Below are 21,929 nucleotides of genomic sequence, written 5' to 3'. Positions count from 1 at the left end.
CTTTTATTGATATTTTGTCCTCGCAGGGCCTGCAAGAGCAAGCACCAAGCCCCTACACTTTGCGCCATTCAAATGCGACATCAGGAGACCCTCATGGCCCGTTCAAAGGCATCCGCAGCCGTCACCCCGCACATCGTGATCATCGGCACCGGGTTTGGCGGCCTGGGCATGGCCATACAACTGAAAAAGGCCGGCATCGAATCCTTCACCCTGCTCGAGAAAGCGTCGAATCTGGGCGGAACATGGCGCGACAACACCTACCCCGGTGCGGCCTGCGACGTGCAGTCGCATCTGTACTCCTACTCGTTCGAACCGAAGAGCGACTGGACCCGAAAATTCGGCCTGCAGCCGGAAATTCGCTCCTACATGGAAAGCTGTGCAAGCAAGTACGGCCTGCATGAGCACATCCGCTTCAATCAGGAAGTCGCCAACGCGCAGTTTGACAAGGCCAGCGCGCAATGGACGCTAACCACCAAGGGCGGTGAAACCTTGACCGCCGATATCGTGATCAGCGCGGTAGGCCAGCTCAACCAGCCGGCCTACCCGAGCATTCCTGGGGCCGATCGTTTCAAGGGCGCACTGTTTCACTCCGCCCGCTGGAACCATGATGTCGATCTGACCGGAAAATCGGTGGCGGTGATAGGCACCGGCGCCAGTGCGATTCAGTTCGTGCCGCAGATCGTGCCCAAGGTCAAAGAGGTCAAGCTGTTTCAGCGATCGGGCGCCTGGGTCATCCCCAAACCGGACCGCCCGTTCAGCGGTTTCGAGCAATGGCTGTTCGAAAGCTTTCCGCTGATCGACCGCCTCTATCGCACCTCGATTTACTGGAAAAACGAGGTCCGCGCCCTGGGCTTCACCAAGCTGGGTTTCCTGCTTGAAGCCTGGGCCTGGCAAAGCAAACGGGTGATGCGCAAGCATGTCAAAGACCCGGTAAAACGCGCCAAGCTGACGCCGGATTACAAAATCGGCTGCAAACGCATTCTGATCTCCAATGACTGGTTTCCGGCGGTCAGCCAGGACCATGTCGATATCATCACGGATAGCATCCAGGAGATCACCGAAGACGGTCTGATCAGCGCTGATGGCACCCACCATAAAGTTGACGTGATCATCTACGGCACGGGCTTCAAGGCCACCGAATTCCTCACCCCGATGCAGGTCACCGGGCTCAATGGCCTTGATCTCAACGAAGCCTGGAAAGACGGTGCAGACGCTTACAAAGGCTTGTGCGTATCCGGCTTCCCGAATCTGTTTCTGCTCTACGGCCCCAACACCAACCTGGCCCACAGTTCGATCATCTTCATGCTCGAATCGCAGATTCGTTACGTCATGCAATGTGTGCGCATGTTGCTCGACCCCGGCCTCGCCTACATGAACATCAAGGCCGAACGCCAGCAACATTTCAGCGAACAAATGCAGGACGCGCTCAAAAGCAGTGTGTGGGTGGCCGGATGCAATTCCTGGTATGCCAACGAAGCCGGCAAGGTCATCAACAACTGGCCTGGCTTCACCTTCACCTACCGTCTGCTGACCGGCAAGCTGGACCTGCAGGACTACGAACTGCAGCCAACCAGCAGCGAGATGCAGCAACACGATCAGGCGGCCTGACAGATGCGTAGCGTGATGAAGTCGGTCGTGCGACTGATGATCAAACCGGCCTTGTCCGGTGCAACGCCGGTGGCCGTGCAGCGCCGCTGGATCAATGCCATCGGTCTGACCCTGCTGGGCCCCAAGGATGCGCGCTACAGCGAACAACGTATCGCGGGCGTACCCGTGCTGCGCATCCTGGCCGGCACTCAGGCACCGCAGCGTGTCGTGCTTTACCTGCACGGCGGCGCCTTTGTCATGGGCGGCTTTGCCAGCCACCGCAAACTGGCCGCCTCGATTGCTCAGGCCGCCCAGGCCGAGGTGTGGCTACCGGACTACCGTCTGGCACCGGAACACCCGCATCCGGCGGCCTTGCAGGATGCGCTGGCGGTTTATGCCCATTTACTCGAACAGGGCCACGATGCGCGCTCGATCAGCATCGCAGGCGATTCCGCCGGCGGTGGTTTGAGCCTGTCACTGGCCGTGGCCATTCGCGACGCCGGCCTGCCCCAGCCAGCCGCTTTGTGCCTGCTTTCACCCTGGGTGGATCTGGGTCAGAACGGGTCCACCATTGCCAGCCATGCACGCCGCGACCCCATGCTCAGCCTGAGTTGGCTGAAAGCCTCCAGCGCCCACTACCGCGGAACTTGCGCGGTGGATGATCCGGCCTGCTCACCGCTGTTTGCCCGCTTGGACAATTTGCCGCCTGTGCTGATCCAGGTGGGCTCGGAAGAAATTCTGCTGGATGACGCGCAGCGTCTGCACCGGGCCTTGCAAGAGGCGGGGCAAGTCAGCGAACTGCAGTGCTATGACGGTTTGTGGCATGTGTTTCAGCTGCACAGCCGCATACTCAAAGAGGCTGACCAGGCCATTGGCGCCATTGCGTCATTTCTCAAAAAGCGAAGCTGAGTCCATCGCGCTTGAATGCCCGTAATCGCCACCAACATAATGCAACCAACTGGTTGCATTATGTTGGTCAGCATGCTTCACTGGCGGCTCGCTATTGCGGCTCTGGAGACCGTCATGCACAACACCATTCAACGCGAACTCACCATCAATGCCCCGCAGAGCCGTGTTTACGCGGCGATCGCTGACCCTGATCAAGTCGTACGCTGGTTCCCGGAAACGTTGGAGGGCTGCTATGCGGTTGGCGAACAACCCGTGTTTGGCTTTGGCGAGCATGGTCGCAGCCAAATTTTCGTCGCGGCGGCCAGGCCCGATGACTACTTTGCCTACCGCTGGGTGCCCGGTGCGAATCACTTCCTTGGCGATGTTTTATCGGTGCCCAACACATTGGTGGAATTTCACATCGTGCCGCTTGATGCCGGCAGCTGCCGCGTCACACTCACCGAATCAGGCTTTGCCGATCTGCCCGCCGAAATGCTCGCCTTGGCCTATACGCAAAATTCCAAAGGCTGGGATTTCATGCTCGAGCGCCTTCTCATATTTTGCACTCAGGCCCGATGAGCGCGGCAAGCGTATACAAGGCACTGGGCGATCCTATCCGCCTGGAGATCGTGCGACGCCTGGCCAGCTGTAACTCGAGCACGCTCGGTGAGCTGTCACAGGACCTCGGCGTCTCACGCCAGGGCGCGCGCAAACAAATCCAGGTGCTGGTCAGCGCACAATTGGTTCATCTCACCCAATGTGGCCGCATCACCGAGGCGCGCCTGGACCACGCCACGCTGCAGCAGGCACAGCAACACCTGGATCAGCTTGGGAAACTCTGGGATCAACGGCTGCAGGCCTTGAAAGACTTTGCCGAGAGTCATGACAACGACACCTAGATCACGCTTTCGAAGGAATTCCTTACTCGCTGTGTAGTGGACCGGCAACGCCCCGTGCAACTCATGACTCCAATCGGTTACCCCGCACGCCCGGTGTGCTGTTTTATCAACTTGACCCGCGTAAGGCTGCCCCCATTGAAGCCGCTCACACGACTCAGGAAGCCGCATGCAGATTCGCCAAGCGACCGCGCAGGATTTTGATCAAATATGGCCATTCTTCAAGGCCATCGCTGCGGCTGGAGATACCTACGCCTACCCGCGCGACATCGACAAAAACGACGCTTATCGGCTCTGGATGGAAGCACCGCGCAAAACGTATGTTGCGCACGATCAAGGCCAGATACTCGGCAGCTACTACATCAAAACAAACCAGGCCGGCCCGGGGAGCCACGTATGCAACTGCGGTTATATGGTGTCCAGCACAGCGCGCGGCCGCGGATTGGCAACGGCGATGTGCGAGCACTCACAAGACGTGGCGCGCAAACTGGGTTATCAGGCGATGCAGTTCAATTTCGTCGCATCCAGTAACCAGGGTGCGGTGCGCCTGTGGCGCAAACTGGGGTTCGAGACCGTTGGCCGCCTGCCCAAAGCTTTCGACCACCCGGACCTGGGCCTGGTCGACGCTTTGGTCATGTACAAATGGTTGGCGCAGGCCAAGCCCGTGTAACGCGCAGCCCCGCACGCATGCGGGGCTTGTCACGCAGCGGCTAGACGCCGATATCAAAGCTTCGTTGACAGCGGCTCACGCCACCGCCAAACACCGCGTCGCTCACCGTGAGCCGAAAGATCACGTCGGTCTGCCCTCCGCCTGGCAGGTCGGTGCTAACAGCCCACTCCCATGTGTCCGCACCGGGTGGATCGCCTAGGACCGGATTGCCGGTTCTACTGCCGCCCCCGGCATCGGTGGCAGGGAAGAAGCTGGCCCCGCCATCGGTGGAATACTCGAAGCTCAGATCCAAGCCGTTGGGTGACGGCTGAACTGTCGAAAACGAAATCAAACTATTGCCGACCAGCGTAGAACGTTGCGCTGGCGCGTCGATGCTGCAGGTGGCCTGGTTCGGAATGTTCCAAACAATATCGTCCGAGAAGCTGTCGCCGGTTGCGTTATCGATGGCGCGAACACGGAACACCACATCCTCTTCATCAGAGCGGATATCTGCAGAGCTGTCCCACTCCCAGGTCTGCGCTCCACTAGGTGTAGGCACCACCGTGGGGTTGCCAAACACCGAGCCCCCGCCAAAGTCCGTGGCCGCAGCAAAGGTCAGCCCATCATTGGTGGAATACGAAAACTCGTAGGTCAGCGGATTGCCAGGTACCGCTGTATTGGTGCCGGTGAATCCAACCAGGATAAAGTTGGTAGGACTGGCGCCCTGAGCGGGCGCTGTCATTTCTACCGTGATCGGACAGCCGACCCCAGCCGCGGGCACGACCCCAGCCAATGCCGACAATTCACAAATCGCGGCGATAGCATCCAGATTATTGGTTGCATCAGCACCGGCTGGCCCCTGCGGCCCCGCAGGTCCAATCGGGCCCTGAGCGCCCGCAGCCCCGGGCGGGCCTGCGACGCCAGGCGGACCTGGCGGCCCGGCCGGGCCGGGCGCACCCGCGGCACCCTGCGGGCCAGCTGATCCGCGAGGTCCTGCAGGCCCTTGCGGCCCTTGAGCACCGGGTTGACCGGCGGGCCCTTCCGGGCCGGGGGCTCCCGCTGTACCGGCTTCACCTGCTGGTCCCGCAGGGCCCTGGGGCCCTTCAGGCCCGGCTAGCCCTGCCGTATCGCCAACCCACTGCCCCGTTTCGTCGATCACCGTGCGGCCACCAATGACCACAGAATCCGGATTGATCTCACCCAACACATCCCCAGCCAACAGAGCATAGGGCGCAGACGTTACCTGCACGCGCGGGCTGAGTTCATCGTCATCATCAATCTGAATGCCCAGGAAGACACTTGAATAGGCGCGGAACACTTCCGTCAAGCCCGAATCGGTCGCGATCTTGACCGTAAAGAAACCGTTGCTGAACTCAACGCTCTGGATGCTGGGAAATACGGAAGCCGAGATATCGTCTTCAGCTCCCGCGTAGAACCTCAAATGCAACTGATGCGTCCCCTCCAACGGCAAGCCCGAGGCCGAATCCAACACCCGCCCCGAAAACCGCAAAAGCTCAGGTGCCTGGGCCGAGGCCATCTGACACGCCAACAGCGCAACAAGCACAAACCACCTACCGAGCCGCATGATGTGGGAATCAATTGCCATCGCCCTGCCCCCCAAAGACCTGTCCACCAATAACCATCTCATAACGACTGGAAGAAACAGGTGTTGCCAAAACCGCCTGATCAAATTCGAAGAGCTGCAGCTGATGCGTCTCAGAGCTCATCAGCACGCCTGCCGCACCCTGAGAACCGGAATCATTGCCGTGGGAAAGCCCATTGCCAGCCGAACCGCTGTCGCTGCAACCGAACATTCCCACAGACGCGCACAGCACCAAAACCAGCCTGATGACGCCTTGCGGCCCCCAACGCTCAGCTAACAACATGTCTGTTCCTCGCAACTCTTATTAACCTCATGGGACGCGGTCCAGAACGACAAGTCAAGTACGCGAGCCGCCAAAACCCAATGCTCATCACGCATGCAAAAACAGGACCGCCGAGCGGCTTTCGGGAGTTAAACCGGCGACTTCTTAAACCGCAGTCACGCAGCAGAAAATGTGCGCCAAATCGTACGCGCGCATGCAAAAGCCGGGATCAAACCGAGTACACAGGGGATCGCGATATCCGGCAAAAAGGAGGATGCATCAACAGCGCCTGAACACCTCAAAACAGCCTCTCAGGGGTCGAGCAATAACACCCTGACTTGTGACCAAAATCACAGCGCCAGCGGCGCGTGCGCTCGAGGCTTGCACACGCTAAGCGCTCGCCTGGAGCGTGCCGCTTAGTGCCTTCTGTTCGGATTTGGCTGTGGGTTCTGCGCCTCGCAATAGAATACGACCCAAGCATCCCCCCGGACAGCAACCAGAAAGACTCACTTCATAACATTCGAGTATTCGCTTCTAGGCCCTTCACTCCGCCGCTTGCTAACGTCGGCGCCGCGCATACAGTCCAGCCGCCCACATCAAGAAAAGTAGCTGCAGACCAAGGCTACCGCTACCTTTTCTGCCACGTTGGTCATTGTCTTCAATATCAACAACGAGGCTCTGTGGCGCACCTGCCAGGCCATTGGATATAGGGCCCAAACGAACGACGATGGTTTCGTTTCCCTCTATCAGGGTATCGTCCAAAGCTCTGATCAGTATCGAGCCACTCGTGTCATCGGCTGGAACGATAATTTTGTTGCTGCTTATTGAATAGTCGCTAGACGACGCCGAGCCGCTCAATTCAATGTCAATGCTAACGTCCTGATAACTTGGGTTAGTTAGAACAGCCTTCACAGTCGTCGAACCGCCAGCTTCTTCAATAGAACCACCCTGCAGTTGGAGAGATACGCTTGGCATCGGGTCATCATTTCCGATGGTGCCTGTCGCACTGGCATTAGCTATCGTCGCCTCGGCAGCGTTACTCAACATCACCTGAAACGTTTCGTCATCCTCAAATGTGGTATCTGCGTTGACCAATATGGTAATGCTGGTCGCTGTCATGCCCGCCCTGATAACACCAGAACCGCTGCTGGGTTCGAAGTCGTTTTTATTGGATGAGGCCGTTTGATCTATGGTCGTAAAGTCAAAGCTCACGTCAACTGGATGTGCTTTGGACATCGACACACTGAATACCAGTGACGTTCGACCAGCGTTGCCTTCGGCCACCACAGCGTCCGCGATGGAGAGAGTCGGCGGGTCTGGAGGCGGCGCGATTTCGATGCTGTAGTCTTCAACTTCACCATCTTCGGCTTGGCCATATGCGAGGTCACCTCCCAGACTGCTCAGCCGAACCCGGGCAAACGTTCTTCCGCTGTTAGCTGACACGGGAATAGAAAACGGGACAGCCTCATTGGTAGCGTCGATGAGCTCATCAACAACGACATGTTCATCCATGCCACTAAAATCACCATCGCCATTGAAATCTATGAATGCATTCAGATGGCCGACGCCAGCTTGACTTACAACAACCTCAATAGCTGCCTCTTGATTCCCGGCAATCAACCCAGAGAACGTTACGCCTTGCTCGTCGTTATCGCTTGAATCTGAATCATCGCCTGTCGCCGTAGCATTTGGTTGACCATCGCGCTCAGCATCAACTGAAGCCCCCAGAAATAAGTCCGTTATTTCATGCCGTGCCCCATCTGAGCTCAGCAAGGTGCGGTACGAAGGATCCGGCGCATCTCCGAAATCCCTTTCCAAGCCATTTCGGTACCACGCGATTTGGTCCTGCGTATACGAAGCTGACAGTACATCCAGATGTCCATCGCCCGTGAGGTCTTGAATAAACATTGAGGTCACACCATTGGCTGCGGCGCTGAGCAATTGGCCAGGACCAAAAACGCCACCCCCCAAATTTTCGAACCAAACAATGTTGTCATCAAACTGAGAGACTGCAACCACATCAAAGTCGCCATCGCCATCCAGATCACCAGCAACCACACGTTCCGGCGCGTTGATCACATTAGTCACTGATTTCTCTGTCCCAAAGCTCCCGCTACCATCGTTCTCAAACCACACGATCTTGTCATCAAGAAGCGATGCCGCAAGCACATCAATATCTGTATCGCCATCAACATCTAGCACTGACATCGAACCTGCGCCATCCAGCACGTCGCTAATGATTATCTCCGTGCCAAAATTTCCATCTCCATCGTTCTGATACCAGACGACCTTATCGCTCTGGGAAACAGACGCAAACACGTCAATATCACCATCACCGTCCGCGTCTTCGGTTTGAACAGACGACACTGAGAACTCATCGGCGATGGGCTGAAGGTCACTGAATTGACCGGCGCCCAGGTTTTCGTACCAAGCGACCGTATTCTGGTTATACGCGGCTGAAACAACGTCGGGGTCACCGTCTCCGTCCAAGTCAGCAGACACAACCCGAAAGGCCCTTATGGCCAGAGTCGTGATGATCCGCTGGTTGCCAAACACCCCTGCCCCAACGTTTTCGAACCAGGAAATGGTGTTGTCAGCATTGGACGCCGCCAGCAGATCAAGGTCACCGTCGCCATCCAAGTCGTCAGCAACAACACCCGCTGGACCCGCAGCAGCGGTTGTTATCACCTCTTGTATACCGAAAGATCCACTCCCTGAATTGGGATACCACGCGATTTTTGAATCCAACGTGGATGCGGAAACAACATCCGGATCTCCGTCTCCATCAATATCTGCAGAATAGACAGCACTGGGACGTCGCGTGACTGGCCCAACGTCCGTTCCTGGCTCAAATCCCCCGCTGCCGTCCGATCGATACCAGACCAGCTTGTCGTCATTAATTGATGTAGACACAACATCCGGCGCACCATCTCCATCAAGGTCGGCGGTGAGCACAAAGCTGGCGTTATCGGCACGATCGTTGAGTACCTGTCTCCCTCCAAAGCTGCCATCTCCGAGATTCTCGTACCAAGCGACCGTATCGTCGCGTGCAGATGCAGAAACCACATCCAAATTCCCATCGTCATTCAAGTCCTGGATCGCGACGGAAACGGCCCCATCTGCGGTGTTCGTAATCACGACCGCGGCAGAGAACTGCTCATTCCCCTGATTTTCGTACCAGACGATTTTATCGTCGCCAAAGGATGCCGAAACAACATCCGTATCACCGTCTTTATCCAAATCGCCCACAGACACCGCCAAAGCCTGAATGGCCTCAGTGCTAATGATCCGTGGCTCTCCGAATACCCCGGAGCCATTGTTCTCGTACCAAGCAATTTTGTTGTCGAGATTCGATGCAGACAGGACATCGATATCACCATCTCCATCCATATCGTACAGATGCACGTCGGCTGCCACTTCAGCTGTGGTCGTGATGACTTGGCCAGCCCCGAAATTGCCACTTCCGGTGTTTTCAAACCAACGGATTGTGTTATCCAGGGAAGATGATGCGACGACATCCATGTCGCCATCTGCATCCAAGTCGCCGGCTGAAACATCGCTAGGCCCGTCAGCCATTAAAGAAATGATCTGCTGCGGACCAAATGACTGGCCATCGATGTTCCGATGCCACGCTACTTTGTCATCCAACTGCGAGGCAGACAGCACATCAACGCGTCCGTCTTGATCCAGATCTGCGGCGAACACGGAACGCACTTTTTCCGCCGAAGCACTAATTACACGCCGAGGAAAAAATACCCCATCGCCATCGTTCTCATACCAATAGACCGCATTGTCTGTTTCAGATGCTAAGAGCAGATCCAAGTCTCCGTCACTATCCAAATCAGCGGCATGCGTCGATCTAGGTGCGTCGGCTTGCTGCTGAGTGATCAGATTTTTGCTACTGAAATCAATCTCAGCACCAAAGACAGAATTGGTGATCAACAACATTAAGCAAACCAAGCTCGTGAGCCCGACCCGACTGAACGTATTCTTATTCATCGCGCATTCTCCCAGCTCCTCTGCCGCCACCAAATGCCTCTGTCGCAATCGGTAGGCGACCGAATGTATTGCTGCCCGGCAATCGCCCCTGCCGCGAATGCACACGCATCGCTCTTCAGAAAGGAATGGATTTCGCCTCCCCACAAGACGGGAGCAACTTCGCGCGATTTGACAATCCTCAGCTACAAGCCTGCCTTAGGGCCGCATCCACCATACTACACCCCAGGAACGAGCGGTGAAGGCGCTCTTTGTCACGGCATCCGGCCGTCACTTGCCAGGCAAGGCCCACATTGCAGTGCGGCCGAGGCGATGACCTGCTCAAAGGCTGCAAAGGTGGGCGCCGGGCCAGAAACCACCTGCAATATATTGTTAAACCGCAGCACTCCGCGGTTCACAAATTCCGCAACCGCGCCATAGTTAGAACATCGACATAACTACCGTTACGGAAAGAATGCGCTTTATGCCGACCTTCCAATTCAAAGCCAAACTTCTCATAAAGCCTGATTGCTCCAAGGTTGTCAGCGAAAACATCCAACTCAAGGCGCCTAAAATCCAACCAGTTGTCTGCAGCATCAATGAGTAAACGCAACATTTCAGTCGCGATCCCCTGGCGCTGCCACTGATGATGAATCGCCATCCCCAAGCCAGCCGCATGCTTGCGACGAAGTGCTTTCGGGTTCGCTATCAGTGACGCGTGCCCGACGATGACGCCTTTGGCGTCAGCCACCAAATTGATGCTCCCATGCGGCAACGCTTCTAAGCGAGGTTTCCACCGATCATCAGGTGGAAACGGAAGCTGCATTGTACCTTTGTACACATCGGGGTGGGCATGCATGTCCCGAAGCCCAACTGCGTCCCTGAGTTCGGCGTGACGAATCGAGATGTCGGGTGAAATGCTCATACAGGGGTTAATTGAATGGAGTTTGAGCCAGTCTAGCAACGATCTGAGGAACAAGCCTTGGTAAAGAATTGAGTCACTGCGCCAACCTTCAGAACTTCTCTAAATTGCCGCCCAACGCCCACGTTCTGGTGCATTTGAGGCTATGGCCACTTTTGCGGCAGCGAAAGTGAGCAGCGGGTCAAACGTCACCTGCAACGTGTTGTTGGGCGACAACAATCCTGTAGCGCATGCCACTATTGACTGTCTGAAATCAGCGAAGCAACTGGTCATGGAAAATTTCGTTTGATTCCCAATCGTAAGACAGAAAAAAATAGCGATCTTGCGTCATTTTAGGCCGATAGCAATGGACATATCTTTTAAGCTCAGAAGTCCAAGCTTTAGCCTCAGCGACATCCTTAGCCTCAAATATCATCACTTTATGGTCTGCCGTCGATTGGACCAGCTTTTCAAAGTCGAACTTAACACCATGCAAGCCTCCATGGCGCCATTCAATTTCTGCTGCAAAAGGGATTGATACTAAACGATCCTTTTGGTCGTACTCATACCATGTCACATCGTACAGCCACTCTGATTCAGCATCATCAACACCCGAGGCACAAGTGGAAAAGCCAAATTGCGTTCCTACTGAGCACAAAGCTTTTTTGAATGATGTTGTCCAGTCTGAGGTGCCCACACCGTTTTTCAGACAGTTGACGTTGGCAGCCTCAATAGAAGCAAGGACACTTTGTTCTATCTTGTCCAGTGATATCGTTGTTGTCATTGTTCCCCCCGTAGCACAAGCTTAGCGATGGTCAGTTGAATTTGTCGCCCAACGCCCACGTTCAGGTGCGTTTGAGGCGATGACCGCTTTTGCGGCAGCAAAAGTGGGCAGCGGGTCAAACGTCACCTGCAACGTGTTGTTAGATGCATTCAATGGCACACCGTTTCCAGCCATTTCAGATCTTCTGCGATTCCATCCAGCCCTGGAAACAGGTGACGACGGCTAACACCGTACTTGTTCAGCGTTTTCTTGATATCACTTCGAGCAGCTGTCTCAATGATGATCCGTTCCATTGACTTGTGCGTGAACGGTTTTTCCGGTTCGGGATGAACAGTAAACAGCCCGGCTTGTGCTGCGATGCGTGACGCTACATGTGGGGGCCGATAACGGACAACCTTCTGAATCGCGAGAGGGTCTGAGGTGACATCCGCCGTAGTTCCGCCTCCCCAAAACACGTAAACAACGCTATCTCCGTCGAAGTCCTTCTCCACGGAAAAAAAAGCTGCCGCTAAGGGGTTATAACTCCAGTCCATTAGCCTCGTGGGCAGACCGTGATGTTGCCCTATCGCTAACCACTCCCAGTCGTTTTCTGGACGATAGGAAAGGTGTGGCAACGACGATTCTTTGAACAGAGTTAAAAGCTTCTTTTCCATTGAAGCGTGCTTCGTCCTCGCGCCAACAGGGCTGCAGCGTCCAACGCTAGGTTTCAAGGCGTAATCGACGTCCTTATGGCCACGGTAGATAGTCTTCTGCTTTCCATTCAGTCCTTCAATCACGGCATGGAATTCAGAAAATGACTTGACGCGATGGTCTTTCACTAAGGTTTCCTTGAAGGCATCTAACGCCGCGGTTCAGGTGCGTTTGAGGCGGTGCCTGCTTTTGCGGCAGCAAAAGTGGGCAACGGGTCAAACGTCACCTGCAACAGCTTGTTAGAACGGCAAGCCTCAACGGCCCCTAACAAGCCAAACATTATGAAAGCGGCGGGACGCTGAAACTTGCAACGAATGCATGACTGGAACCAGCCAAAGCGAAGGCACCTGGCGTCCGAGCACGTACATCCAAGCTTGATAGAACAGCCGAACCAAACATCCCCTCTCCCCTTTCTGATAGCCGCCGCTTCAAATGCTGAATGTGCCATCTGATGCGACAACTCTGCACAGCTTTTCTAGCTGCGGAAAATAAGCTTAACGGAGGGACTTACCCACGCCAACGAGCCTTCCGACCTTTCCCAACAACAATCGCTTGCGTTCCCCAAAATCCAAACGAAGCATTCCCTTGTTCACAGCTTAAACGAAACCACGGCTTTTCGAACTGGCAGCAACTGAACAACGAAAGGGCCAGGGGCGTGAAGATGTGATGGCCTAAGTTCTTGGCATCAGCGCCAACACACAACAATTATTCGCTTGCCTTCTAACGCCGCGGTTCAGGTGCGTTTGAGGCGGTGCCTGCTTTTGCGACAGCAAAAGTGGGCAACGGGTCAAACGTCACCTGCAACAGCTTGTTAGAACGGCAAGCCTCAACGACCGCTAACAAGCCAAACATTATGAAAGCGGCGGGACGCTGAAAATTTGCAACGAATGCATGACTGGAACCAGCCAAAGCGAAGGCACCTGGCGTCCGAGCACGCACACCCAAGCTTGATAGAACAGCCCAACCAAACATCCCTTCTCCCCTTTCTGATGGCCGCCGCTTCAAATGCAAAACGTGACATCTGACGCGGCAACTCTGCACAGCTTTTCCAACTGCGCCAAACAAGCTTAGCGAAGGGATTTGCCCTCGCCAACGAGCCTCACGACCTTTCCGCATCAACTAACGCTTGCGTTCCCCAAAAACCAAACGAAGCATTCCCTTGTTCACAAGCTTAAACGAAACCACGATTTGTCAAACCGGCGACGGCTGAGAACGGAAGGGCCAGCAGATTGAAGATGTGATGATCTAAGTTCTTGGCAACGACGCCAACACACAATAATTATTCGCTTGCCTTCTAACGCCCACGTTCAGGTGCGTTTGAGGCGATGACCGCTTTTGCGGCAGCAAAAGTGGGCAGCGGGTCAAACGTCACCTGCAACGTGTTGTTGGGCGCCAACTCCGCCAAACTCAAATTTGCACATCCATTTCGTCCATCTTTTCTTCCGCGTTGTCGACACGATGTATCTGAAATGACGTCTTCCGCAAGAGTCTTTGCTGCGGCAAAATCTTCTTCATTACCAATCGGTTGTAGATGATTTTCGGGGAGGAAGCGTCAATTGGCGGTAGAAAACATGGTTTGTTCTCAAACAAATCACCCTGCATCTCCATGTGAGGTGGCTCACGTAAATATCTAAAGACGTTTCCCTCTAGTTCCTCGGCGTCTTTGTATAGTTCGAACCACGCCAGATGGACTACTTCACGCGATTGGCCATCGACGTAACTCGAGTAGGGAACCATTGGGTCACCCAAATATTGGGCAACAATTTTTTCATCAACAACGGGTACGTTTTGAATATTGCTGCCGATGAACATGCGGCTGCTGTTGATCACGAACTTCGCAAATTTGTATTCAACCTCGGGATCAAACGTCCACCCCAATTTTTGGAAGACTTCCTCCAGATGCTCCTGCGCGAACGCTTCCTTTCTCGATATTTGTTCAGCAGCCTTTTCAAGTATCTCGAAAGATCTGTACTGTGAGATGGGTGAATCGGTAGTGACAATGGATTTTATTTCACCGATCAAGATGAGATTACCAACTCTTGCGATAAGGTCGATCTCCTCAGAAATGCTACCAACTTTAACTTTCACCTGTTTGGCTCGGTCGTAATCCGTCACAAGAGGGTTCTTATTGAGCGCCTCGTTGATAGCAGCCAGCACGGTAGATTCGTAGGTAAAACCTTTGTCCTGCAAATCCACATCCATTGTCACGAGCCAATGCTCAACCACCCGTGTCATGACTGGCGTCACCAATGCCGCTGTTACTAAAGCAAGTGTCTGACCCTCTAGCTCTATGAGAGGATGGCACCATAGGTCTTCCTTTGCTCTTCCTTGGAACGAGAGGAAAGATAAGATTTTTCCTACTTTTGACAGGGACAGGCCGGTGGCTTTGGAAATAGCTCGGCGCATGTCGGCGCGTTTCAATTGCGGACAGAACTGGCGGAGCTTCGTAAGATTCTGGAAAGCATCATGGTCGGGATAGCTCTCCATGATCTGTTCTGCCAGCAAAGAAAGGCACCGAAAAACATCTAGCGCTTCAAAGACAGAAAATCCATATTTTTGCTGTCTTTCTAGGAATTTGTCGGGGAACTCATCTGCAAGAAAAAGCTCCCGACCTTTCCATATGGCATTAAGCCCTTGAAGGTTTTCGGAGGCCGCCGCAACCGCCTTTGCCACTACAGACTTCCTTTTACCAACTTTCTTTGGGCAAATGAGAAAGGCGTCTTTTGCAAAGATGGCGCGGAGCTTTGGTGAAGACGCAAACCCTGCAAATTGAGCCTCTAGCCGTTGCTTTCTTACCTGGCTAAAGGCTGCAGACAGCTCGTACGGCGTCGGAGTCTGATGAAAAATATATTTTCTGTTGGTCTTGTCCTGAACTATGAACTCATAATCATTCCAGACCAAAGCATTCCAGTAATCTTCCATCGAGCGGTAGGTCTGAGAAAGCATTGACTCTTTAGAGATAAATTGTAGAGGTTCAATTTTGTTTTCGGCTGATCCTTCATGAGTGGCCGTGTCTTTTCTGATCCATGACGTAATCGCCAGTTGCAACCCATCAAGTGAGCCATCAGCGATCTCCTGTATTGTCAGATCATTTACCCCGTAGTGCCCTTTTACAGTGATGCTGTGAACGTCCGCCTGCTGCTTCGGCTGGCGAAGCGTAGTCCGAGAGAGAATGGCTCGATCCCGATTCACCAATGCAATGTAGGACCGGATCACAACTTCGCGATGTAGCTTTGGTGCCACATCCATTAACTCATCTAACTGGCCTCTGATCTTGGACAGAACCTCGTACGTTATGAGACCAGCCAGAAATAGCGAGACGCTCTCTCGAGTTCGATCCGAGCACGATTTCCAAGACTCTTCCCATTTTTGCGTACAAAATCCAGGTCGGGTCGGAGGTTTAATTTCTCCGTCGCGAATCTTCTGTCGAAAGCTTTTAGACACTCACGCCCCTGGAAATGCGGCTGCTTTTGGCGCCCAACGCCACAGTTTAGGTGCGTTTGAGGCGGTGCCTGCTTTTGCGGCAGCAAAAGTGGGCAGCGGGTCAAACGTCACCTGCAACAGCTTGTTAGAACGGCAAGCCCCAAAGGCTCTCAACAAGCCAAGCTTTGATATAGCGGTGGGAAGCCACGCACTCGCTACCAACGAATGATTGGAACCAAGCCAAACGACAGCACCTGGCTTCCGAGCACGTACACCCAAGCTTGATAGAACAGCCCAACCAAACATCTCCTCTCCCCTTCCTGATGGCGCCCGTTTCAAATGCTGAATGTGCCATCTGACGCGACAACTCTGCACACTTTTCAAAGTACGGAAAACAACGCTTAGCGAAGGGACTTACCTACGCCAACAAGCCTTCCGGCCTTTCCGCAATAACTAACGTTCGAGCTCCCCAAAAACCAAACGAAGAATTCCCTTGCTCACAGCTTAAACGAAACCACGTTTTTTCAAACTAGCGGCAGCTGCACAACGAAAGGGCCGAAAGCTTGAAGATGTGATGACCTGCGCTCCTGGCAACAACGCCAACACACAACAATTATTCGCTTGCCTTCTAACGCCTGAGCTCAGGTGCGTTTGAGGCGACGCCCGCTTTTGCGGCAGCAAAAGTGGGTGGCGGGTCAAACGTCACCTGCAGCGATTTGTTAGAGCTCACTCTGCACCTTCCCCTGATCTTAGGCGATGTTTCTGACGCGATACCTCGTGATACTCGATTAGCGCCTGAATCAACCGAGCTTTGGCTCGCTTGCTCAAAGAAGCTCCCCGAGTAAGTTGGTCCAATCCCTCCAATGCCGCTGCGGAGAGAAATTCTACTGCGAATACAAGGCCAAGCCATGCGAACCAGAGGACAAATCCAATCGAAAACCATGTGCCCATATATCTGCCAAAATCATCACTCCAAAAGAGATCTGACAGTGGCTGCGTGAAGTCAAAGGAGCGTACCAATATCAGCCCAATGATCGAAAGTAGAACTACGATCAAGGAGATGATCCGCGCCTTTGATTCGGGATGAAAGATCAGAAGTAATAGCTGTGTCCATGTAGGCCCAACGGACACTTTGTGCTTTTCTTCTAAGTCTGCAGCGCGGCTAATTTTGGCCGCAAGCGAGGCGTACTCGGTAGGCGGATCTCCCAGCGTGTTTTTCAACCATTGCCTTTTGACCTCGTATATCCCGTCAGCGGCCTTGATTCCGAAGGCCCCATCTAATTTGGAAACCGCCGAGCGCTCCAAACATCTCTTGGCACGATCCCAAGCAAAGAGAAACAAGATCTCGGAAGAGGCCGTAAGCACACCAAGTATGGTGACTTCTGATCCAGGGCGTTTTTGAACGATCCAGGCAAGCAGCCAAACGGACAACGCTGCGAATAGTAAGAAACTCGTAAAGACAAAGAGAGTGTGCCGCGTAAAGAAACCTACATGGCGGTCGTAACGATGAAAAGCATCGTAGTACTGAGTTGCAAGCTGCGAGTAATTAGCCACGTGAGCTCTAACGCCGCAGTTTAGGTGCGTTTGAGGCGATGGCTGCGTTTGCGGCAGCAAACGTGGACAGCGGGTCAAACGTCACCTGCAACAGCTGGTTAGAACGGCAAGCCTCAACGGCCTCTAACAAGCTGAACGTTGATAGAACGGTGGGAAGCCAAGAATTGGTTGCCAACGGATAGTTGAAACCAAGCCAAACGGAAGCACCTGGCTTCCGAGCACGCACACCCAAGCTTGATAGAACAACCGAACCAAACATTCCCTCTCCCCTTTCTGATGGCCACCGTTTCAAATGCAAAACGAGCCATCTGACGCAGCAGCCTCGCACATCTTGCAACTACCAAAAAACCTACGCTCAACGAAGGGACTTACCCCACGCCAACAAGCCTTCCGGCCTTTCCGCATCAACTACGCTTGCGTTCCCCAAAAACCAAACGAAGCATTCCCTTGTTCTCAGCTTAAACCAAACCACAACTTTTCAAACTGCCGGTGGCCGTAAAACGAAAGGGCACGCAGCTTGATGATGCGACGGCCCAAACTCTTGGCACGGTGCCAACACACAATAATTCTTTGCTTGCCTTCTAACGCCCACGTTGAGGTGCGTTTGAAGCGGCGTCTGCCTTTGCGGTAGCAAAGGTCAGCGACGGGTCAAACGTCACCTCCAACGTGTTGTTAGAGCTCACCTCTCTCCCTTCAACTACCCGAATAAGAATCAACCCATTCGCCTTGGCTAGTGATGCACTTTTAGTACCTGTGCCCAAAATCGCCCCCATTGCTTATAAGTACACGGTAACTTGTGGCCACCGCTCTTTAAAGCATTTCGTTCTCATGCGCTCCTGAAATGCGTCAACGCTCGCTCTTGATGGGTTATGACGAACCCGCATTTCAAACAAATCCTCTAACCCGTGTGGTGCGATAACACGGATTGTTTCATCGTCGTTGAGGCCCAACCCAACGGCAGTTGCATATTCAGGCCACGAACCGACGCCCTCCTCCAGCGACTTGAAAGGATCAACATCGTGACCAAAAGCCGATGGATACCAAACATGAACTGTTGCCTGATTCACAACTTCCCAAGCTGAACCAGGGAAAACCTCTGGCAGCCTACTGGATAAAGACTTATCGATTTCTATGTCCGTTTGATCAGGATCAAAATAGACCAGATCAATGTCTTCTACTGCGGTGTGATTGGCGTAATCGTGCAAAGTATCCCAAACCACAGACCGTACCGCTCCGGCACCGATACACCAATCCTTCAGCTCTAACTCCCGAGCTTCGACCAAGGCCACCATGAGCCAATCGCAGCTCTCAGCTATGGCAACAAGCCTACGTTCCAGAGTCAAATCTCGGGAAATTTTCAAGTGAGCTCTAACGCCTGAGCTCAGGCGCGTTTGAGGCGACGCCTGCTTTTGCGGCAGCAAAAGTATGTGGCGGGTCAAACGTCACCTGCAGCGATTTGTTAGCCGCCAACACTCCCAGTTGCACCCGACATGGGTAGCTACCCAAGCGTTTCACCAGACACCAGCCAGAAATACTCGTTTTCATACGTGGAAACGGTACTACATAGTTCGCCCAACAAAGAGGCTACTTGATCAGTACTTGGGAAATTCTTGAGAACTTCGAAAGAACCGCCATCAACAAGCGACCTGTTCTGATACGTATCCCCCGTCCCCGTTGTCCGGGAAATAGGTGTACTACTTCCCGGCACAAACCGATTATCAAAAAGAACGACGCGCGAACTTGGACTCAGAGCTTCCGCTACGCCAGCCAAAAAGCTAGAGCGCTCTTGAACTAGAACGTGGGAGAAGAAGAAGCCTGCTACCAAGCAGTTAAATTGCTCGCGCTGTGGAATTGAGAACACGTCGACTACACCCGCTTGGACGTTCACACCCTCACAACTTTCTCTTGCGGCTAGAGCTAACTGCTGAGAAGCGTCTGATGCATAGAGGCTTGCGGCAGAGTTGGCCATACGGCGTGTCCAAAATCCTGTACCGCAAGCAACCTCAAGCACCTGCTTGCCAGCAACCAACGAGCACAACTCTTGTTCTAACTGAGCCAAGCAGCCCTGGCGTTCAGGCTTGGCGTAGATTGCCTCATATTCAGAGCAGCGCTTTTCGTAATATTCAAGCATTCGCTTTTGGCGGCTAACGCCCACGTTCAGGTGCGTTTGAGGCGATGATCGCTTTTGCGGTAGCAAAAGTGGGCAGCGGGTCAAACGTCACCTGCAACAGCTTGTTAGAACGGCAAGCCTCAACGGCCCCTAACAAGCCAAACATTGTGAACGCGGCAGGAAGCCGGGAACTTGCTGCCAACGAATAATTGGAACCAAGCCAAACAGAAGCACTTGGCTCCCGAGCACGCACACCTAAGTTTGATAGAACAGCCGAACCAAACATCTCCTCTCCCCTTTCTGATGGCCGCCACTTCAGATGCTACAACTCTGTACAGCTTTTCAAGCTGAGGAAACCACGCTTAGCGAAGGAGCTTACCCACGCGAACGAGCCTCGCGGCTTTTCCGCAACAGCAATCGCTTGCGCTCCCCAAAAACCAAGCGAAGCATTCCCTTGTTCACAGCTTAAACGAAACCGCGATTTTTCAAACCGCCGGCGACCGTAAAACGAACGGGCTAGAAGCTTGAGGATGTGATGGCCCGAGTTCTTGGCACGGTGCCAATACACAACAATTCTTTGCTTGCCTTCTAACGCCTGAGCTCAGGTGCGTTTGAGGCGACGCCCGCTTTTGCGACAGCAAAAGTGGGTGGCGGGTCAAACGTCACCTGCAGCGATTTGTTAGGCATTTTCATGACGGTGTTCCGCCATATGCAAGCAGCCTTGCAGCTAACTCCCTATCTCTATCCGGCAGTTTATTGTTGATTCCGCCAAGAGTTAGCAATCCAATGGCAACACTACCATTTCCTCTCGAGGCCATGAATTCATTGAACAATCTTTGTGCACGAGACCACTCCCAAAACGACCAAACTGATGCAACAAAGTAAGCTTTCGAAAGGCCATACGTCTCATCTAGTACATGAAGTGCCTCAGCACTCCATTCCGGCTTTCCGTTCCCATCGAACCCTTCAGGGTAAAGCGAAATAACCTCCTCAAGAGCCTTATGAAAGTTGGGTGCGTGAATTCTGGATGTAGCAAACGCATTGGCAAGCTCAACAAGCTTCTCTTGTGCCGCGAGTGATTCGCTCTCAGAAACACCTTCAACTACGAAAGAAATATTCTCGACCGAAGCCACGCCAGCTGACACCACTACGTCAGAAATATCGAAGGCACTTATGGTTTCAATGAACTTCGGATAGTAGTTGACAAGAGACTTCGGGAAATATCTGGCTGCAATGGGATGCCCGGATGCGCTCGACAACAGTTCGCGCTCGATACGTTCAGGAGTATAGCGCTCAACCTTAATGTACTTTTCCGCGCCATCAATCTGTCGCCTCAATTTCTCAGACGGAGGTGTCGTATAGAACGGGATAAAGCCCTGACACCCCCACTCTCCAACAGTTTCCACCACACCTGTTTCCACCGTAACCGGAACGGATTGCGACGAGTGCGCGTAATGCTTGCAACTAATTAGCCATCGAGTTCCTGTAGATGGATCTAACGCCCCTATATCAATTCCACCATCCGGACCTACTGAAACACTCCTAAAGATTTGAAATCGCTTAAGAACTGTAAAAAATTCCTGACAAAACAGTTCAAAATCGGCCGGCTGGTTGGACACCCCCAGCGGCGCGTCAGTCACACTCTTATGTGTCTGGTTCGGAGAACAGATTTCTCGAAAGTCTAGTATGCCCAACTGGGTCTCCCAAAATGCCTAACGCCGCAGTTTAGGTGCGTTTGAGGCGGCGCTTGGCTTTGCGGTAGCAAAGCTCAGCGACGGGTCAAACGTCACCTGCAACAGCTTGTTAGAACGGCAAGCCTCAACGGCTCTTAACAAACCAAATTGTGATGCGGCGGCGGGCAGCCAAGAACTCGCTACCAACCAATGATTGGAACCAAGCCAAACGAAAGCACCTGGCGTCCGAGCACGCACACCTAAGTTTGATAGAACAGCCGAACCAAACATCCCCTCTCCCCTTTCCGATGGCTGCCGCTTCAAATGCTGAATGTGCCATCTGACGCGACAACTCTGCACACTTTTCAAAGTGCGGAAAACAACGCTTAGCGAACGACTTGCCCGCGCCAACAGGCCTTCCGGCCTTTCCGCAACAACTAACGTTCGCGTTCCCCAAAAACCAAACGAAGCATTCCCTTGTTCATAGCTTAAACGAAAGCACGGCTTTTCAAACTAGCGGCAGCTGCACAACGAAAGGACCGAAAGCTTGAAGATGTGATGACCTGCGCTCCTGGCAACAACGCCAACACACAACAATTATTCACTTGCCTTCTAACGCCCACGTTGAGGTGTGTTTGAGGCGGCGCCTGCCTTTGCGGCAGCAAAGGTCAGCGGCGGGTCAAACGTCACCTCCAACGTGTTGTTAGGCAGCATTGCTCCAGATCTCTCGCATTAGCTGGTTTATTAGACCAGCATCCCCACTCACCACCAAATATATGAATGCCAAAACATTCAACATTACAGTAACCCAAAAAACCGACAAGAATTCTCGCTTGCTGGATTTGTGCCGAAAGTAACGCTGAGCAGCCAATCCCCCTGGCCTGTGCGCCGTCAGCAACTGTGTAACACCTGAGGGGTTTCGCTAAAGGAGGAT

Annotated in this window: 16 protein-coding genes; 5 read left to right on the top strand and 11 right to left on the bottom strand. The window is 53.6% G+C overall.

All coding sequences use genetic code 11. The features are described 5' to 3' along the window. Positions 1-93 precede the first annotated feature (93 nt). From ATO7_RS11065 to ATO7_RS11045, 5 genes are all read left to right on the top strand, one after another. The gene (locus ATO7_RS11065; protein ID WP_083561855.1) at positions 94-1,608 is read left to right on the top strand and encodes a flavin-containing monooxygenase; all 1,515 of its coding nucleotides are present in this window, start codon (positions 94-96) and stop codon (positions 1,606-1,608) included. A 15-nt stretch (positions 1,609-1,623) separates the two neighbouring features. Further along, positions 1,624-2,496, top strand: a complete 873-nt coding sequence (locus ATO7_RS11060; RefSeq protein ID WP_206044902.1) for an alpha/beta hydrolase — start codon at positions 1,624-1,626, stop codon at positions 2,494-2,496. A 15-nt stretch (positions 2,497-2,511) separates the two neighbouring features. Beyond that, a complete protein-coding gene (locus ATO7_RS11055; RefSeq protein ID WP_240499466.1) occupies positions 2,512-3,054 on the top strand; it encodes an SRPBCC family protein in 543 nt (180 codons plus the stop codon). Further along, positions 3,051-3,374, top strand: coding sequence for an ArsR/SmtB family transcription factor (locus ATO7_RS11050; protein ID WP_083561853.1), 324 nt, complete (start codon positions 3,051-3,053; stop codon positions 3,372-3,374). The genes ATO7_RS11055 and ATO7_RS11050 overlap by 4 nt, the downstream gene beginning before the upstream one ends. Positions 3,375-3,540: 166 nt before the next feature. Continuing rightward, positions 3,541-4,041, top strand: a complete 501-nt coding sequence (locus ATO7_RS11045) for a GNAT family N-acetyltransferase (RefSeq protein WP_083561852.1) — start codon at positions 3,541-3,543, stop codon at positions 4,039-4,041. A gap of 40 nt (positions 4,042-4,081) precedes the next feature. Here the strand turns inward: ATO7_RS11045 and ATO7_RS11040 are convergent, their stop codons facing one another. From ATO7_RS11040 to ATO7_RS10990, 11 genes are all read right to left on the bottom strand, one after another. Then, a complete protein-coding gene (locus ATO7_RS11040; protein ID WP_206044901.1) occupies positions 4,082-5,626 on the bottom strand; it encodes a collagen-like domain-containing protein in 1,545 nt (514 codons plus the stop codon). Further along, positions 5,616-5,906, bottom strand: a complete 291-nt coding sequence (locus ATO7_RS11035) for a hypothetical protein (protein ID WP_146680304.1) — start codon at positions 5,904-5,906, stop codon at positions 5,616-5,618. Before ATO7_RS11035 ends, ATO7_RS11040 begins: the two co-directional genes overlap by 11 nt. 537 nt (positions 5,907-6,443) lie before the next feature. Then, positions 6,444-9,884 carry an FG-GAP repeat domain-containing protein gene (locus tag ATO7_RS11030; RefSeq protein ID WP_146680303.1) on the bottom strand — a complete coding sequence of 1,147 codons (3,441 nt, stop codon included), beginning with the start codon at positions 9,882-9,884 and terminating at the stop codon, positions 6,444-6,446. A 391-nt stretch (positions 9,885-10,275) separates the two neighbouring features. Next, a complete protein-coding gene (locus ATO7_RS11025) occupies positions 10,276-10,785 on the bottom strand; it encodes a GNAT family N-acetyltransferase (protein WP_083561849.1) in 510 nt (169 codons plus the stop codon). Between the two features lie 250 nt (positions 10,786-11,035). After that, positions 11,036-11,545 carry a hypothetical protein gene (locus tag ATO7_RS16825; protein ID WP_146680302.1) on the bottom strand — a complete coding sequence of 170 codons (510 nt, stop codon included), beginning with the start codon at positions 11,543-11,545 and terminating at the stop codon, positions 11,036-11,038. 149 nt (positions 11,546-11,694) lie between these two features. Beyond that, positions 11,695-12,363, bottom strand: a complete 669-nt coding sequence (locus ATO7_RS11015) for an FRG domain-containing protein (RefSeq protein ID WP_083561847.1) — start codon at positions 12,361-12,363, stop codon at positions 11,695-11,697. 1,279 nt (positions 12,364-13,642) lie between these two features. Continuing rightward, complete coding sequence (locus ATO7_RS11010) at positions 13,643-15,478, bottom strand: hypothetical protein (protein WP_146680301.1); 1,836 nt, start codon at positions 15,476-15,478, stop codon at positions 13,643-13,645. Positions 15,479-16,384: 906 nt separating this feature from the next. Next, entirely contained in the window at positions 16,385-17,212 is an 828-nt protein-coding gene (locus ATO7_RS11005) for a hypothetical protein (RefSeq protein WP_083561845.1), read from the bottom strand. 776 nt (positions 17,213-17,988) lie between these two features. Beyond that, positions 17,989-18,573, bottom strand: coding sequence for a nucleotidyltransferase family protein (locus ATO7_RS11000; RefSeq protein WP_206044900.1), 585 nt, complete (start codon positions 18,571-18,573; stop codon positions 17,989-17,991). A gap of 137 nt (positions 18,574-18,710) precedes the next feature. Continuing rightward, positions 18,711-19,343 carry a class I SAM-dependent methyltransferase gene (locus tag ATO7_RS10995; protein ID WP_083561844.1) on the bottom strand — a complete coding sequence of 211 codons (633 nt, stop codon included), beginning with the start codon at positions 19,341-19,343 and terminating at the stop codon, positions 18,711-18,713. 668 nt (positions 19,344-20,011) lie between these two features. After that, positions 20,012-20,962: a restriction endonuclease gene (locus ATO7_RS10990; protein WP_158523166.1), complete on the bottom strand. Its 951-nt coding sequence runs from the start codon at positions 20,960-20,962 to the stop codon at positions 20,012-20,014. Positions 20,963-21,929 lie beyond the last annotated feature (967 nt).

Origin of the sequence: Oceanococcus atlanticus (genome assembly GCF_002088235.1) — a bacterium.
Taxonomy (GTDB): Bacteria; Pseudomonadota; Gammaproteobacteria; order Nevskiales; family Oceanococcaceae; genus Oceanococcus; species Oceanococcus atlanticus.
The sequence above is the reverse complement of the archived record's forward strand: the minus strand, read 5'-3'. Positions and strand labels throughout refer to the sequence as shown.